The organism is Variovorax paradoxus (assembly GCF_030815855.1).
Classification (GTDB): domain Bacteria; phylum Pseudomonadota; class Gammaproteobacteria; order Burkholderiales; family Burkholderiaceae_C; genus Variovorax; species Variovorax paradoxus_M.
The window spans coordinates 4164692-4179665 of the sequence record NZ_JAUSXG010000001.1; the positions used below are offsets into that span (position 1 = coordinate 4164692).

At 66.6% G+C, this 14974-nt stretch carries 13 protein-coding genes; 2 read left to right on the forward strand and 11 right to left on the reverse strand.

The window, feature by feature from the left end:
- Window positions 1-9 precede the first annotated feature (9 nt).
- The 3 genes from chvE to QFZ42_RS20000 are packed head-to-tail and all read right to left on the reverse strand — an operon-like array spanning window position 10 to window position 3557.
- The gene (gene chvE / locus QFZ42_RS19990; protein WP_307702632.1) at window positions 10-1080 is read right to left on the reverse strand and encodes a multiple monosaccharide ABC transporter substrate-binding protein; all 1071 of its coding nucleotides are present in this window, start codon (window positions 1078-1080) and stop codon (window positions 10-12) included.
- Window positions 1081-1092: 12 nt separating this feature from the next.
- On the reverse strand, window positions 1093-2058 hold the full coding sequence (locus QFZ42_RS19995) for an ABC transporter substrate-binding protein (RefSeq protein WP_307702633.1): 966 nt from the start codon (window positions 2056-2058) through the stop codon (window positions 1093-1095).
- 47 nt (window positions 2059-2105) lie between these two features.
- Complete coding sequence (locus QFZ42_RS20000) at window positions 2106-3557, reverse strand: aldehyde dehydrogenase family protein (protein WP_307702634.1); 1452 nt, start codon at window positions 3555-3557, stop codon at window positions 2106-2108.
- A 135-nt stretch (window positions 3558-3692) separates the two neighbouring features.
- On the opposite strand from QFZ42_RS20000, the gene QFZ42_RS20005 reads away from it, so the two are divergent.
- A complete protein-coding gene (locus QFZ42_RS20005; RefSeq protein WP_307702635.1) occupies window positions 3693-4652 on the forward strand; it encodes a LysR family transcriptional regulator in 960 nt (319 codons plus the stop codon).
- 4 nt (window positions 4653-4656) lie between these two features.
- Here the strand turns inward: QFZ42_RS20005 and QFZ42_RS20010 are convergent, their stop codons facing one another.
- The gene (locus QFZ42_RS20010) at window positions 4657-5433 is read right to left on the reverse strand and encodes an SDR family NAD(P)-dependent oxidoreductase (RefSeq protein WP_307702636.1); all 777 of its coding nucleotides are present in this window, start codon (window positions 5431-5433) and stop codon (window positions 4657-4659) included.
- A 135-nt stretch (window positions 5434-5568) separates the two neighbouring features.
- Between QFZ42_RS20010 and QFZ42_RS20015 the strand changes: the two genes are divergently transcribed.
- On the forward strand, window positions 5569-6519 hold the full coding sequence (locus QFZ42_RS20015) for an SMP-30/gluconolactonase/LRE family protein (RefSeq protein ID WP_307702637.1): 951 nt from the start codon (window positions 5569-5571) through the stop codon (window positions 6517-6519).
- Window positions 6520-6527: 8 nt separating this feature from the next.
- On the opposite strand, the gene QFZ42_RS20020 is transcribed toward QFZ42_RS20015, so the two are convergent.
- The 7 genes from QFZ42_RS20020 to QFZ42_RS20050 all read right to left on the reverse strand — a co-directional run bounded on the left by QFZ42_RS20020 (window position 6528) and on the right by QFZ42_RS20050 (window position 14964).
- Window positions 6528-7595 carry an aldose epimerase family protein gene (locus tag QFZ42_RS20020; RefSeq protein ID WP_307702638.1) on the reverse strand — a complete coding sequence of 356 codons (1068 nt, stop codon included), beginning with the start codon at window positions 7593-7595 and terminating at the stop codon, window positions 6528-6530.
- Window positions 7592-9262: a Mur ligase gene (locus QFZ42_RS20025; protein ID WP_307702639.1), complete on the reverse strand. Its 1671-nt coding sequence runs from the start codon at window positions 9260-9262 to the stop codon at window positions 7592-7594. Before QFZ42_RS20025 ends, QFZ42_RS20020 begins: the two co-directional genes overlap by 4 nt.
- 52 nt (window positions 9263-9314) lie before the next feature.
- Window positions 9315-9851 carry a GNAT family N-acetyltransferase gene (locus QFZ42_RS20030; protein ID WP_307702640.1) on the reverse strand — a complete coding sequence of 179 codons (537 nt, stop codon included), beginning with the start codon at window positions 9849-9851 and terminating at the stop codon, window positions 9315-9317.
- Window positions 9852-9856: 5 nt separating this feature from the next.
- Window positions 9857-10444, reverse strand: a complete 588-nt coding sequence (locus QFZ42_RS20035) for a helix-turn-helix domain-containing protein (protein ID WP_307702641.1) — start codon at window positions 10442-10444, stop codon at window positions 9857-9859.
- 36 nt (window positions 10445-10480) lie between these two features.
- Window positions 10481-12145, reverse strand: coding sequence for a hypothetical protein (locus tag QFZ42_RS20040; protein ID WP_307702642.1), 1665 nt, complete (start codon window positions 12143-12145; stop codon window positions 10481-10483).
- 86 nt (window positions 12146-12231) lie between these two features.
- Window positions 12232-13491, reverse strand: a complete 1260-nt coding sequence (locus QFZ42_RS20045) for a putative Na+/H+ antiporter (RefSeq protein ID WP_307702643.1) — start codon at window positions 13489-13491, stop codon at window positions 12232-12234.
- A gap of 126 nt (window positions 13492-13617) precedes the next feature.
- Entirely contained in the window at window positions 13618-14964 is a 1347-nt protein-coding gene (locus tag QFZ42_RS20050) for a lytic murein transglycosylase (protein WP_373423353.1), read from the reverse strand.
- Between the last annotated feature and the right edge of the window lie 10 nt (window positions 14965-14974).

Below are 14974 nucleotides of genomic sequence, written 5' to 3' on the forward strand. Positions count from 1 at the left end.
CGTGGTTGCTCACTTGACCTGGCTTTCCTTGTAATAGCCGCTGTCGACCAGCACCTGCTTCCAGTTGGCGCCATCCACGCTCACGGGCTTGAGCAGGTACGACGGCACCACCTTGACGCCGTTGTTGTAGGTCTTGGTGTCGTTCACTTCAGGCGTCTTGCCCGACAGCATCGCGTCGACCATCGCCACCGTGACCTTGGCCAGCTCACGCGTGTCCTTGAACACGGTCGAGGTCTGTTCCTTGCGGAGAATCGACTTCACCGAAGGAATCTCGGCGTCCTGGCCCGAGACGATCGGCATCGGCTGCGAAGCCGAGCCATAGCCCACGCCCTTGAGCGACGACAGAATGCCGATCGACAGGCCGTCGTACGGCGACAGCACCGCATCGACGCGGTCCTTGCTGTAGTACGCCGACAGCAGGTTGTCCATGCGCGCCTGCGCCACCGCGCCGTCCCAGCGCAGCGTGCCGACCTTGTCCATGCCCATCTGCTTGCTGCGCACCACCAGCTTGCCGCTCTTGATGTACGGGTCGAGCACCGACATGGCGCCGTTGTAGAAGAAGAACGCGTTGTTGTCGTCGGGCGAGCCGCCGAACAGCTCGATGTTGAACGGGCCCTTGCCGCTCTTCAGGTCGAGCGCCTTCTCGATCGACTGCGCCTGCAGCACGCCGACCTGGAAGTTGTCGAAGGTGGCGTAGTAGTCGACGTTCTTCGAGCCCTTGATGAGCCGGTCGTACGCGATGACCTTCACGCCCTTGTCGGCCGCCTTCTGCAGCACGTCGGACAGCGTGGAGCCATCGATGGCCGCAATCACCAGGACCTTCGAACCCTTGGTGACCATGTTCTCGATTTGCGCGAGCTGGTTCGGAATGTCGTCGTCGGCGTACTGCAGGTCGGTCTTGTAGCCCTTTTCCTTGAAGTACTTGACCATGTTGGCGCCGTCCGCGATCCAGCGGGCCGACGACTTGGTCGGCATGGAGATGGCGATCGGGCCCTTGTCCTGCGCATGCGCGAGCGGCGCAATGCCGGCCACGGCCAGCGCGATGCCTGTGAGCGAGGCCTTGAGGAAATTGCGTTTCATGGGTGGTTGCTCTCAGTACTTGCGATTGGGAAACTCTTTGGCGGCGACTTCCATCGGGAAGATCGTCTCTTCGGTCACGATGCGCTTGGGCAGCGGCTTGCCGGCCTTGATGTCCTTCACGGCGCTCATCAGCTGGGGGCCGAGCAGCGGGCTGCATTCCACCGACACGTTGAGCTTGCCGGCGATCATGGCTTCGAAGGCGCCCTTGACGGCATCGATCGAGATGATCGTGATGTCCTTGGCCGGCTTCATGCCCGCTTCCTCGATGGCCTGGATGGCGCCGATGGCCATGTCGTCGTTGTGCGCGTAGAGCACGTTGATCTTCTTGCCCTCGGCCTTCAGGAAGGCTTCCATCACTTCCTTGCCCTTGGCGCGCGTGAAGTCGCCGGTTTGCGAGCGCACGATCTTGAACTTCGGGTCGGCCTTGATGATTTCCTCGAAGCCCTTCTTGCGGTCGATGGCCGGGGCGGAGCCCACGGTGCCCTGCAGTTCGACGATGTTCACTTCGCCCTTCTGGTCCTTCATCTTCTCGACCAGCCAGCGGCCCGCCTTGCGGCCTTCCTCGACGAAGTCGGAGCCCATGAAGGTCACGAAGAGCGTGTCGTCCTTGGTGTTCACCGAGCGGTCGGTCAGCACCACCGGAATCTTCGCGGCCTTGGCTTCGCGCAGCACCGTTTCCCAGCCCGATTCGACGACCGGCGAGAAGGCGATGACATCGACCTTCTGCGCGATGAACGAGCGGATGGCCTTGATCTGGTTTTCCTGCTTCTGCTGTGCGTCGGAGAACTTGAGCTCGATGCCCGCTTCCTTGGCGGAAGCCTTGATCGACTCGGTGTTGGCGGTGCGCCATTCGCTCTCGGCGCCAACCTGGCTGAAGCCCAGCACGATTTTCTTCTGCGCCAGTGCGGTGGCGGGCAGAAGCCCTCCGAGCGAAGCCGCGGCGAGCGCGATATTGAGTGTGCGGCGATTGAGTGTCATGGCTGTCTCCTTCTTTCTAAGTGCTTGTTGAAAACCGTCCGTGGTGGTCAGGCCAGCATGTAGCCGGTCTTGACCGTCGTGTAGAACTCCGCGGCGTGGCGCCCTTGTTCGCGCGGCCCGTAGCCCGACCCCTTGCGCCCGCCGAAGGGTACGTGGAAGTCCACCCCCGCGGTCGGCAGATTGACCATCGTCATGCCGACCTCGGCATGGCGTCTGAAATGCATGGCGTGCTTGAGCGAGTTGGTGCAGATGCCCGCACTGAGGCCCGAGGGCGTGTCGTTGCACAACGCCAGCGCTTCGTCGTAGTTGGCGACACGCAGCACGCAGGCCAGCGGCCCGAAGATTTCCTCGCGCGCAATGCGGTGCTCCGGCTTGGCCAGGAAGAGCGCCGGGCTCATGTAGTGGCCTGCGGTGGCGCGCTTGAGCGGCTCGCCGCCCCACACATGCTCGGCGCCTTCTTCCCGGGCCACGTCGACCCAGGCCAGGCTGCGCGCAAGCCGCTCTTCGTCGACCATCGGCCCGATGTCCACGCCGCGCTCCAGCGCATGGCCGATCTTCAACTTCTTGAGGCGCTCGCGCAGCCGTGAAACGAAGATGTCGTGCACGGCGGCTTCGACGATGAGCCGGCTCGACGCCGTGCAGCGCTGGCCGTTGGAGAAGTAGGCGCCCTGCACCGCGCAGTCGACCGCGTGATCGAGGTCGGCATCGGCCAGCACGACGAGCGCGTTCTTGCCGCCCATTTCGAGCTGCACCTTGGCACGCCGCGCGGCGGCCGCCTGGAGAATGCGTTCGCCGTTGCGCGCCGAGCCAGTGAAGCTCACCGCATCGACCAGCGGGCTGTCGACCAGCGCCTGGCCGGCCTCGCGGCCACTGCCCATCACCAGGTTGAAAACGCCCGCCGGCAACGCGGCGCGGCTGATGATTTCGGCCAGCGTCCAACCGCAGGCCGGCACCAGTTCGGCCGGCTTGAACACCACGCTGTTGCCATGCGCGAGCGCGGGCGCAATCTTGGTGGCCGGCACCGCGAGCGGCGAGCTCCATGGCGTGATGAGCCCCGCCACGCCCACCGGCTCGCGCGTGACGTCGACCTGCACGCCCGCGCGCAGCGAGGCCATGTTCTCGCCGCCGCCGCGCATCGCCTCGCCCGCGAAGAACTTGAAGGTCTGGCCGGCGCGCGTGGCCTCGGCCACCGCCTCCGGCAGGGTCTTGCCGACCTCGCGCGCCAGCAGCAAGCCGAGCTCGTCCCTGCGCGCCAGCAGTTCGGTGCCGATGCGGTCGAGCACATCGGCCCGGCGTTGCGGCGTGCTGTGGCTCCAGTGCGGAAAGGCATCGGCTGCCGCGCGAATCGCGAAATCCACCTGGCGGCGGTCAGCACGTGCGTATTCGGCCACCACTTCACTGGTGTCCGAAGGATTGGCGCTCACACCGGTGGTCGCGCTGGTTTCCCAGCGGCCGTTGATGTATTGCCGCACGTTCTGATGGAGCTCGCCGTGGATCACCCGACACCTTGTCTCTGGTTTTGGAAGTGCCGCGAGTCTAGGAACAGAATTGATATCAATCCAATCATTTTTTCGACAAAATGCATATCAATCGCCGGATTCTGGAAAACCCGCACAGCCCAAAGTTTTAAAACAATGACCAACTACAACCACTGGTTCATCCGTGCCCGCCTCAAGACGCGGCAACTGCTTCTGCTGGTGGCGCTCGCGGAGGAAGGCAACATTCACCGCGCGGCGCAAGTGCTGAACATGACCCAGCCCGCAGCCTCCAAGCTGCTGAAAGACCTCGAAGACGTGCTGGAGGTGCCGCTGTTCGACCGCCTGCCGCGCGGCATGCGCCCTACCTGGTACGGCGAAACCATGATCCGGCACGCGCGCGTGGCGCTGGCCAGCCTGAACCAGGCGCACGACGAACTCACCGCGCTGAAGGCGGGCCGCTTCGGCCAGGTCGGCGTCGGCGCCATCACCGCGCCGGGCCTCACGCTGATGCCGCCCGCGGTGGCGATGGTGAAGCGCGAGCAGCCCGACCTGCGCGTGTCGCTCGAAATCGAGACCAGCGCGGTGCTGATCGATCGGCTCGAACAGGGCAAGCTCGACATCCTCGTCGCGCGGCTGTTCGCCGAGCACGACAAGTCTCAGTTGCGCTACGAAGCGCTGGCCGAGGAGCCGGTGTGCGCGCTGGTGCGCCCCGGCCATCCGCTGCTCGGCATGAGCGGCCTCACGCTGCGCGACGTGGTGGGCGCCGGCTGGATCGTGCCGCCCTCGGGCAGCGTGCTGCGCCACCGATTCGAGCTGATGTTCCAGGAAGAAGGCCTCTCGCCGCCGACCAACGTCATCGAGAGTTCGGCCCTGCTCTTCATCACGCGCATGCTGCAGCAAAGCGACATGGTGGCCGTGCTCGCGACCGACGTGGCGCGCTACTACGCCGCGCACGGCATCGTGTCGCTGCTGCCGCTCGACATGCCCTGCCACATGGACGCCTTCGGCATCATCACGCGCACCGATCGGCTGCTCTCGCCGGCGGCCAAGGTGATGATGAAGGCGCTGAAGACCGCGAGCCTCAGCGTCTACGGACGCAAGCTCGAGATGGACTGATCCATCAGGTCCAGCCGGCGTCCACCGTGAACTCCTGCGCGGTGCACATCTTCGCGTCGTCCGAGGCCAGGAACAGCACCATGCGCGCGATGTCCTCGGGCATCAGCTTGTCGGGCAGGCACTGGTTGCGCTTGAGCGCCTGTTCGCCGTCTTCGTCGAGCCACAGCTTCACCTGGCGGTCGGTCATCACCCAGCCAGGAGACACCGTGTTGATGCGGATGCGGTCGCGGCCCAGATCCACCGCGAGGCCGCGCGTGAGGCCGTTGACCGACGACTTGGCGATGGCGTAGCACGGATAGCCCGAGCCCTTGGTCTGCCACCCCGTCGAGCCCAGGTTGACGACCGAGCCGAAGCCCAGCCGCCGCATGCCCGGCACCACCGACTGGATCGCGAACAGCGCCGGCCGCTCGTTGATCGCCATGCGGTTGTCGTAGTAGTCGGGCGTGACCGACTCGAGCGTGTGGCGGTCGTCGCTCGCCACGTTGTTGACCAGCACGGCGAAGTCGCCCAGCTCGGCGCTCGCGTCGGCCATGGCCTTCTGCATCGCGCCGATGTCGCGCACATCGCAGGCACGCCACCACGGCGCTGCATGGCCGTTTTCGACGATCTGTTGCGCGAGCGCCGCGCTGGCGCCCTCGGCAATGTCGATGAAAGCCACGCGCGCGCCCTGCGCGGCAAACGCGGCAACAATGGCCGCGCCAATGCCGCTGCCGCCACCGGTGACGAACACCGCGCGGCCCTCCAGGCTGGGGTGGATCGAGAGCTTCGGGGAATCTTTCAAGGTGTGTGTCTCCGGGTCGGCAATGACATTGCAAAATCAATATCACTTGATGCCATAAAGATTGGTTTCTATTATCAATATGCCTTGATACGATCCACCGCGTCAAGGTCCCGAGACAACGAAGGCGCAAAACAAATGACCCAGAACGGCAGCACATCCCGGCCCGCGCACCTCGGTGCGCCATCGATCCTCGGCGAGCCCGAATGCCTGTGGCCCGCGGGCGCCACGCTCGGCGAAGGCACGCTGTGGTCGCCGCGCGAACAGGTGCTCTACTGGATCGACATCCTCGAATGCCGCCTGTACCGTTACGACCCGCAAAGCGGTGCGCGCCAAAGCTGGCAGTTCGACGAAGAGATCACTGCGCTGGCCGAGCGCGCGGGCGCGCCGGGGCTGATCGTCACGATGCGCCGCGGCTTCGCGTTCTTCGACCCCGCTGTCGACGCGCCGCCGCGCTACCTGCACCAGCCCGAAACCGACCGCCCCGGCAACCGCTTCAACGACGGCAAGTGCGACAGCAAGGGTCGCTTCTGGGGCGGCACCATGGACTTCGATTGCGCGGCGCGGACCGGTGCGCTCTATCGATTCGATGCCGACAGCCGCTGCACGCGCCATGACGACGGCTTTGCGGTCACCAACGGGCCGACGTGGTCGCTCGACGAACGCACCATGTACTTCAACGCCACCGTCGAAGGCTGCGTCTATGCCTACGACTTCGACAGCGAAGCCGGCACCGTGAGCAACAAGCGGGTGTGGCTTCGTTTTGCGAAAGGCGACGGCCTGCCCGACGGCATGACGACCGACGCGGCCGGCCGCCTGTGGATTGCGCGCTGGGGCGGGCACTGCGTGAGCTGCCACGACCCGGTCAGCGGCGCCGAGCTGGCCCGCATCGCGCTGCCCGCGAGCAACGTCACCGACTGCGCCTTCGGCGGCGGCGACCTGTGCACGCTCTACATCACCACCGCGCGCAGCGGGCTCACGGCCGAACAGATCGAAGCGGAGCCGCTGGCCGGCGGGTTGTTCTCGGTTCGCATCGGAAGCCCCGGCTTGCTCGCTGCGGAGTTCGGGGCCGCAGCGGTCAAGGCCTAGGCCCGGGCTCAAAGAATGCCGAAGCGGTGCAGCGTGCTGCTGCTGAACACGTCTCCAGGCCGGAGCACCGTCGAAGGAAAGTCCGGCTGGTTCGGCGAATCGGGGTAGTGCTGCGTTTCCAGGCACAGCCCGGCACCTTGCAGAAAGCTTTCCCCATCGCGGCCGCGAATGCTGCCGTCGAGAAAGTTGCCCGAGTAGAACTGCACCGCCGGTTCGGTCGTCAGCACGTCCATCACGCGTCCTGAGGGCTCGTGCTCGAGGCGCGCCGCCAGGGCCATGCCGGCCGGCTCGCGGTCGAGCACCCAGTTGTGGTCGTAGCCGCCGGCCACCTGCAGCTGCTCGTGCGGCTCGCCGATGCGCTCGCCGATCAGCGCGGGCACGCGAAAGTCGAACGGCGTTCCGGCCACCGGAGCGAGGCCGAGTGGAATCAGGCCTGCATCCACGGGGCTGAAGCGGCTGGCCGGAATCGTCAAGCGATGATCAAGAACCGCGCCGCTGCCCGCGAGGTTGAAGTAGTCGTGGTGGCTCAGGTTCACCACCGTGGGTTGGTCGGTCACGGCGCGGTAGTCGATGCGCCAGGCGTTTTCGGTGGTGCTGAGCACGTAGCGCACGGTCACTTGCGCCTCGCCGGGGAAGCCTTCTTCGCCGTCCGCGCTCGTGTAGCGCAGTTCGATGGCCACTTCGCCCACCGCGCTGTTTGCCGGCACCGGCTCGATCTGCCAGAAGCGCGTGCCGAAGCCCTTGTGACCGCCGTGCAGAGAGTTGGCGCCGTTGTTCACCGAGAGCTGATGCGCAACGCCGTCGAGCATGAAGCGGCCGCCCGCGATGCGGTTGGCATAACGCCCGACGATGGTGCCGAAGTGCGGATGCGGCCGCAGGTAGTCCGCGAGCGTGGGCAGGCCGAGCACGACATTGCCGCTTTGCCCCTGGCGATCGGGCACGTGCAGCGCCGTGACGATGCCGCCGAGGTTGATGGCGCTGAGGCGGAGGCCCCGGCCGTTGTCGAGGGTGTATTCGGCCACGGCGCGCCCATCGGGCATGCGGCCGAATTCGCGGGAGGTAATGCTGCTGTTCATCGAAGGTGCTTCCAATAGGCGACGAGGCCCGAAAGATAGTGCTCCACGTCGTCGATGCGAACGCGAAAGCTGTGGTGCTTGATAAAGAACGAACCCGCAATGCGGTCGGGGTTCCGGAAAAACATCGCAAGCTCGGGCCAGAAATAGCCATTGGCCAGGTAGCGCGCGCGATGCTCGAGCGCACGGTCGAACTTGTCGCGGTCTAGCCCCTCGAGCAGCGGGCGCAGCGCCGGGTCGGCGTCGAGGCGCACCACCATTTCGCGCGCGGCCATCATCAGTTCGAGCAGCGTGGGAAAGGTGGTGATGCGCTGCAGCACGAAGTCCAGGTAGTCGGCCACGTTCTGCAGGCCGAACTGGTAGTAGCGCGTTTCGGGGCGATAGCGCGTGAGCTCGTTGACGCAATAGCTCAGCCAATGGTCGTGCGCGCGCCAATGCTCCGCGGCGATGAAATGCTCGAAGGCTTTTTCGACGACGGCGAGCCAGCGCGGATCGCGCGTGAGCCCATAGAGCCGCATCAGGCCGAAGGCCGCTTCCCCGTCGTAGTAGATGATGCGGAACGCATCCTTCACGTCGAGCCGGGGGTAGTTGAGCACGTGAACGAAGCGCCCGCTCTCGGGGTCTTGCATGGCCCGAATGCCGAGCGCGAGTTGCTCCATCAGCGGCTGGTACTGCGCATCGCCCGTGAGCTCGGTGTACTTGACGAAGGCCAGCAGGCACACCGCATTGCCGCCGAGCTTGATCTCGTCGCCGACGTCCAGCAGGTAGGCGGCACGGGAGCCGTCGGGCAGGTCGACCTCGCGAATGAGCCGGTTCTTCAGGAAGGCCAGCGAACGGTCGATGGCCGCTTTCTGCATGTCGCTGCGGGTCAGCTCCCAGGCCTCGAGCAGCGCATAGGTCGAGCTGGCGTGGCGCAGCGTGTTGTAGGTCGGAATCGCGCGGTCGAAGCACGGGAACCAGCCGTAATGAAACTCGCCCGTCGGCTTGATCTGCCCCGCGAGATAGTCGCTCGCGGTGTCCACCAGTTGGCGCACCTGGCTGGCGTTCCATTCGGGCAGCGTTCGATAGCCCGCCGCCTGGCCTTTGGCCGTCAGCGGCCATGCGCCCTCGGCGTCCACGTAAACGCCGCGGGTCGTGAAGCACCACACCGGCGCGGCATCGTCCGAAGGAAAGTCGATGTCGGTTCCGAAGCGTCTCTGCCCGTGCAGGCGCAGGTTGCCCGGGTTCGGCTCCGCGTGTTCCACAGTGCCGCTGTAGAAGATGGCGCTGCCGTTGATCTCCGGCGCGAGCAGCGCCACCTCGAACTTCGCGTCGAAGGAGACGCCCTGGTTGAAGTAGTTGCGCTTGGTGCGCGACAGGCGTTCCTTCAGTGCGCCCCAGGTCATGGGCTCGACCATGTCGGCGAGTTCCACGCGCACGCGGACGGGTTGCAGGCCGATGCGCTCGACGAGTGCAAGCGCGGTATCGCAGGCCCTTTGCCAAGCCTCTTCTGCAGTGGCCCCGCGCCCCACCGCCATGCGCGCGCGGCTCGCGCCGTCGCCCCACACGATGAACATCACGCAGCCGGCCTCGGGTGTGGCCGCGGCGCCCGAGAGCGTGCCGTCGGCCCCCGCCAGTACCTGCCGGGCGCGATTCAACAGATCGATGGGAAGAGTCTTTTCTTGGGTCATGCAGGCGCGAATGATGACAGGCCGCGCTGCGTCCCGCGCACCGAACCGGGCGCTAAGCCAGCGCCCGATAGAAATAAGTGGTGTCGCATGGTTCGCCGCCGGGCAGCAGGGCATAGCCCGGAATCACGCCGACGCGCGTCCAGCCAACGCGCGCATAAAGCCGCTCGGCTTCGGCGCTCGATGTATCGAGCACGAGCAGGGACTTGCCCCGTTCGCGCGCGAGCTGCTCGGCGGCCTGCATCAGCAACGCACCGATGCCTTGGCGCCTGCCCCGCCGATGCACGAGCATCTTCGACACTTCGGCGCGATGCGGCTGGTTCTCGGGTTGCTCGAGCACGAGCTGCACGGTTCCGACGATGCCTTGCGCGTCTTCGGCCACCAGCAGCGCGCGCTCTCCGCGGGCCGCGCCTTCGGCCACGCGGTGCCAGAACGCCAGTGCACGCTCGCGGGTCAACGGCCACATGAAGCTGACCGATGCGCCGCCCTCCACGCAATCGATGAGCACGTCGGCCAACTGCCGAAGCTGTGTGTCGTCCACGCGGCCGAGAAGGCGAATGCGCGGCGCGGGGGTGGTGGTGTCGGTCGTCATGTCATTCATCTCCACGAAGAGGGCGAGGTTGCGATCACGACGGCATAGCGCGCGATCTTGCGGGTGGGGTTGTAGTAGCTCATGGGCCGGTCGAGCACCAGCGCCAGGCAGTCGCCCGCGTCGAGCCGGTGGCGTTCATCGCCGAGCGTGGCTTCGATGGTTCCTTCGAGCACCCACACCTGCTGGTGCACCTGCGGTTCCCGCGCGGCGCTTTCGTAGGCCACGCGGGCCTTGGGCGGAAACAGCACTTCGACGATGTGGATCGGCGACGCGGTGCCGGCGGGCGACACGTTGCGGCGCACATAGCCGGAATGCGGATCGCGCCATTGCGGCTGGTCGGCCAGGCGGGACACCGGGCCGGCTACGGCCTGGGGTGCCTCGAACAGCGAGGCCAGCGGAACACCGAGGCCGGTGGCCAACTTTTCGAGCAGCACCGCCGTCGGGCTGCTTTCGCCGCGCTCGATGAGCGAGATCATCGAGCGGCTGACGCCGCAATGCGTCGCCAGCGCTTCGAGAGAAAGGCCGCGGTCGGCACGCAGGTCTCGCACGCGCTGCGCGATGCGTTCGTTCAGACTGGGCGGTTGATTTTCCATGATGTTGGAGAAATATCCAACATCATGGAAACAAAGTCAAGGCAAGGCGCGAACCGCCTCAGCAGCCTTGGGCCTGGACGAAGGCTCCCACGAGTCGGGGGTGGTCCCAACCAGTTCCTTGAGGTTGGACCAGGGCTTGGCCCCCGGCACGATGGTGCCGCCGGCTGTCGCAACCTTGGCAAAGGCCACCATCCGCTCGCGCAGGTACAGCCTGTCGCTTTCCGGCCAGGTCTCGATCGAATGGGGCGCGCGGGCCACCACAATTTCGCGCGCGCCGCGGATGCGGTCGTACGCGGCCACAGTGCCTTCCGGCGTTTCCGCGCGGTCCCACAGACCCTTGCCGAAAAATGCCGCCGGCCAGGTGTGCATGCCCGCAAGCGGCGCCGAGTTGGGATAGAAAAGAATGTGGTGGTCCGCCGCCATGCCACCGAGAAACAGGTTGCGGTCGGCGAGGTCGGGCGATGCCGGCAGGTAGCCCGCGCCGCTCGCGAACGATGCCAGCAGAATCGCGCCCTTGATGTTCGCAAGCCCCTTGGGCGGCGAGCATTCGGGCACCGGCATGTCGTCGCTGCATGCGCCGGAAAAATTCTTGGACATGGCCCAGGCCATGGACATCGAGCCGCGCGAATAGCCGCCCAGCAGGATGGGAATGCGGGTCGACTTCATGCCGCCCAGCAGCTTGCCGGCCGCCTCGCCGCCCGCGAGCACGCGCCCGTCGGGCGTGAGAAGCAGCATGCCGTCGCCGGTGTCGAACTGTGCCAGCACGCGAAAGACGTCTTCGCCCTGCTCCAGCGTGTTCGTGTCGCTGAACCCGCCCGAGATGCCCTCGCCTCGCCGGTCGTAGGCCAGCACGTCGAAGCCCGCCTGGTTCAGCGCATCGAGGTTCTCGCGCCACCAGCGTTGCCCCATGGTTTCTGTCGTGGCATTCGGAAACCTGACATCGACCGTCCTGCCCGTGCCGGGATCGATGCGGTAGGCCTTTTCGTCGGGATGCTGGATCGCCGTGATCTGCCCGCCGCCGCCCGGTGCCATGACCACCAGCGCGCGCGTCGTGCCGCCCTTGCCGTCGTCGACGCCGCGGCCCTCGATGTACCAGCCGCGCAGCTTGACCGGATCGGTCATCTTCAACTCGATGCGCTCGAAGGTGTCGCGCGGCACGGTGAACTCGACGATGGTGGTCCTGGCGTCAGCTCGCGCAATGGCCTCCGCATAGGGCGCCTTCGCAAAGAAAGCCGGGCGGCGGATCTGCCGCAGGTCCACCGTACCGTCCGGATCGATCTTTCCCGAAGGATCGACCACGCCGGTGGAGCGCGTCGAACGTGCCTTGTTCGGCGGCAGCCAACGCTGCATCTGCGCGTCGATGCGCGCGAAGCACGCGGCATCTGCCTTGCAGGTGCGCCAGCGCTCCTTCAGGCGCGCATCGGTGAACTCGTCGACGTAGTAGTCGCCGGCATACCCGGCGGGCGGACGATGGGCCGTGACGCCGAGCGGTACGCACACGGTCTGACCATCGGCTTGCGGCAGGCGATAGCCGGGCAGCTCGTGGTTGCGATCGAGGCCCACCCAGGCGCGGCAATCGGTCGGCGGCGGCTCCGCCCTGGCGTGCCTGGAAGCGCCACTGCCTTGAGAGGTGCAACCCGCCATCGCCAAGACAACGAGCATCGCGCCTGCGGCAAGGCCGGTGCGAAAGCGCATGAACATGTTCCGGTCTCCTTCATGTGCATTTGCCGCGCGATCGGCATCGCTGCCGATGACGCGCTGCGCGGCGGGGCGGGGCGGGGCGGCCACTACAAGAGCATGAACGCCGCGGCCGCCACGGCCGTAGGCACCAGCGCGCCCAGCAGCAGCCCGCCGGCACCGATCGTCTCGTCCGAGAACCCGCGCTTCAGCAGCGCCACGCCCGCGGGATTCGGCGCGTTGGCAATCACCGTCAGGCCGCCGCCGGCCACCGCGCCGGCAACGAGCATGTATTTCGACTCGTCCGAGATGTTCGCGATCAGCGACCCGAGGTAGGTGAGCGCCGCGTTGTCGGTAATGGCCGTGAGGCCCAGTGCACCGAAGAACAAGGCCAGCGGCGCCAGGCTCGAAACCACCGACTCCAGCCACCACTGCTGCATGCCGCCGAGCACCACCAGCCCGGCCAGGAAGAAACCGACGAGCAGCGCTTCCTTGATGATCAACGGGCTCTGGTGGCGTTCGTAGGCCTGCGTGAACCCGAGAAACATCAGGAACAGCCCGAGAAAGGCCACCGGATGGTGAGCGAACAGCACGATACCGGCGAGCAGCACCAGGTGCACAAGCGCGACGGTCGGCGGCACGGGTGCTTCCGGCGGCGCAGCATCCGCGGATGGCGCGGCGACCAGGTGCTTGCGCAACACGAAGGTGGCCCCGGTCGCGTTGACGAGCACGGCGATGGCGGCCTTCCAGCCGAAGGTCGCGAGCATGAAGGCGCTGTCCCACTGCCAGGTCGAGGCCACCATCAGCACCGGCGGCGCAGCATAGGACGTGAGAGTGCCGCCGATGGACACGTTGACGAACAGCACACCCAGCGCCACGTACTTCACCGCCTCGGGCACCTGAGGCCTGAAGATCTGCGGCGCGAGCATCAGCGCCGCAATGGTCATGGCCGCGGGCTCGGTGATGAGCGAGCCCAGCAGCGGCACGGCCGCCAGCCCGAGCCAGGCCGATGCCATGGGCGTGGGCAGCGGCAGCACCCGCGCGACAAGGTTCACGCCCGACATGACAGTGCGCAGCACGGGCCGTGACGCAGCCACCACCATCACGACGAAGACGAAGAGCGGTTCGGTGTAGTTGCGCGACTCCGCGTAGCCGAGCGCAGGACCACCACCGACCACCAGGGCCATCGCCAGCACGAGCACGATGGCCCAGAAGCCGAAGACGACTTCGACCTCGCCCAGCAGGTGGAACAGGCCGGCATGGCGCGGGAAGCGGTGGGACAGCCGCTCGAACTGCTTGGCGGCAAAGGTGTGGACGAGTGCGACGGCGAAGAGGGCCGCGGCAATGTACTGGATGGTGGGTTCTTGCATGTTGGCGTGATTGATCCGCGCGGCGGCCCGACCAGCGCATGAACCTGCGAAGCCACCGAACACGGCTTCGCACCCGGCGCCAGTTTAACGGGCGTGGCTACACACCATGAATCGACGTGAGCCAGGTTAAGGCTGCTGCAAGCGCTGCAACAACTCGGCGCTGGGGTAGCCATCCGCAGGCACCCCGACGCTGCGTTGATAGCGGCGCAGCCCCTCGCGCGTGGCAGGCCCCATGACGCCGTCGGCAGCGCCGGTCGCAAAGCCGCGCTGGTTGAGCGCGGTTTGCAGCTCGACCATCTGGCTGCGCGTGAGGGCGGGCTGATCCCGCGGCCACGCCGCCTGCACGCCGGGCCCGCCGGCCAGGCGCTGCGCAAGAAGACCGACCGCGAGTGCGTAGTTGGTGGAGTTGTTGTAGCGCAGCACGGCACGAAAGTTCGGGCCGATCAAAAAGGCCGGTCCGCGAGCGCCCGCGGGCAGCAGGATCGTGCTCTCGGCAAACTCCGGCAACGGCTTGTCGTCGATGGCGCGCAGCCCCTCGGCCGCCCATTGCGCGGACGATTGGCGCACCGACGTATCGGCACGCCCGTAGTCGAAGCCCGGCGGCAACCGCACTTCCACGCCCCAGGGCACACCGGCCTGCCAGCCGGATCGCGAGAGAAAGTTGGCGGTCGAGGCCACCACATCGGGCATGCTGCCCCAGATGTCGCGCCGCCCGTCGCCGTCCGCATCCACTGCGTAGGCCAGAAAGTTGGAAGGCAGGAACTGCGTCTGGCCCATGGCCCCCGCCCACGAGCCGATCATCCGATCGCGCGCGATGTCGCCGCTGTCGAGAATCTTCAAGGCCGCGATCAACTCGCGGCGCGCCCACTCTTCGCGGCGGCCTTCAAAGCCGAGCGTGGCCAAGGCATCGATGACCGGGGTATTGCCGTAGTTGCCGCCGTAGTTGCTTTCCATGCCCCAGATGGCGACCACGACGGCCGGCGGCACGCCGTAGCGCGCCGCGGCCGCTTCGGCTTCGGTGCGAACCTGCAAGAGCTTGTCCTGCCCCGTCGCCACGCGCTGGGGCGTGACCGCGTTGTCGAGATAGTCCCAGACGGTGCGCGTGAATTCGGGCTGGGCACGGTCGAGTTCGATCACGCGCGGCAGGTACCGGACCGCGTCGAGCGCACTTCGCAGCGTCGCATCGCTGATGCCTTCGGCGCGCGCGCTGGTGCGGAAGTCTGCAACCCACTTGGCGAACCGCTGTTCGACGGCCGCATCGTCCGAGCCCGCGGTCCCCGGTGCGGCCGGCGCGGCAGGCCGGGCACTCGCTGCCGAACCCGGCGGTTTCGACCCTTGTGAGCCCGATGAACCCGGCGAGGGCGGAGCGGACGCACAGCCCGACAGCAGCGCGGCAATGGCCACGGAAGCAGCCAAAGGTGCGAACCTGCTGAAAGAGAGAAAGGAAATACGGGCTTTGCTGGCTTGATGCATTCCTGGATTT

Excerpts from the sequence above, each read along its gene's own strand:
- chvE (WP_307702632.1), bottom strand. The coding sequence starts at position 1,080 with ATGAAACGCAATTTCCTCAAGGCCTCGCTCACAGGCATCGCGCTGGCC.
- QFZ42_RS19995 (WP_307702633.1), bottom strand. The coding sequence starts at position 2,058 with ATGACACTCAATCGCCGCACACTCAATATCGCGCTCGCCGCGGCTTCG.
- QFZ42_RS20005 (WP_307702635.1), top strand. The coding sequence starts at position 3,693 with ATGACCAACTACAACCACTGGTTCATCCGTGCCCGCCTCAAGACGCGG.
- QFZ42_RS20015 (WP_307702637.1), top strand. The coding sequence starts at position 5,569 with ATGACCCAGAACGGCAGCACATCCCGGCCCGCGCACCTCGGTGCGCCA.
- QFZ42_RS20020 (WP_307702638.1), bottom strand. The coding sequence starts at position 7,595 with ATGAACAGCAGCATTACCTCCCGCGAATTCGGCCGCATGCCCGATGGG.
- QFZ42_RS20025 (WP_307702639.1), bottom strand. The coding sequence starts at position 9,262 with ATGACCCAAGAAAAGACTCTTCCCATCGATCTGTTGAATCGCGCCCGG.
- QFZ42_RS20030 (WP_307702640.1), bottom strand. The coding sequence starts at position 9,851 with ATGACGACCGACACCACCACCCCCGCGCCGCGCATTCGCCTTCTCGGC.
- QFZ42_RS20035 (WP_307702641.1), bottom strand. The coding sequence starts at position 10,444 with ATGGAAAATCAACCGCCCAGTCTGAACGAACGCATCGCGCAGCGCGTG.
- QFZ42_RS20040 (WP_307702642.1), bottom strand. The coding sequence starts at position 12,145 with ATGTTCATGCGCTTTCGCACCGGCCTTGCCGCAGGCGCGATGCTCGTT.
- QFZ42_RS20045 (WP_307702643.1), bottom strand. The coding sequence starts at position 13,491 with ATGCAAGAACCCACCATCCAGTACATTGCCGCGGCCCTCTTCGCCGTC.
- QFZ42_RS20050 (WP_373423353.1), bottom strand. The coding sequence starts at position 14,964 with ATGCATCAAGCCAGCAAAGCCCGTATTTCCTTTCTCTCTTTCAGCAGG.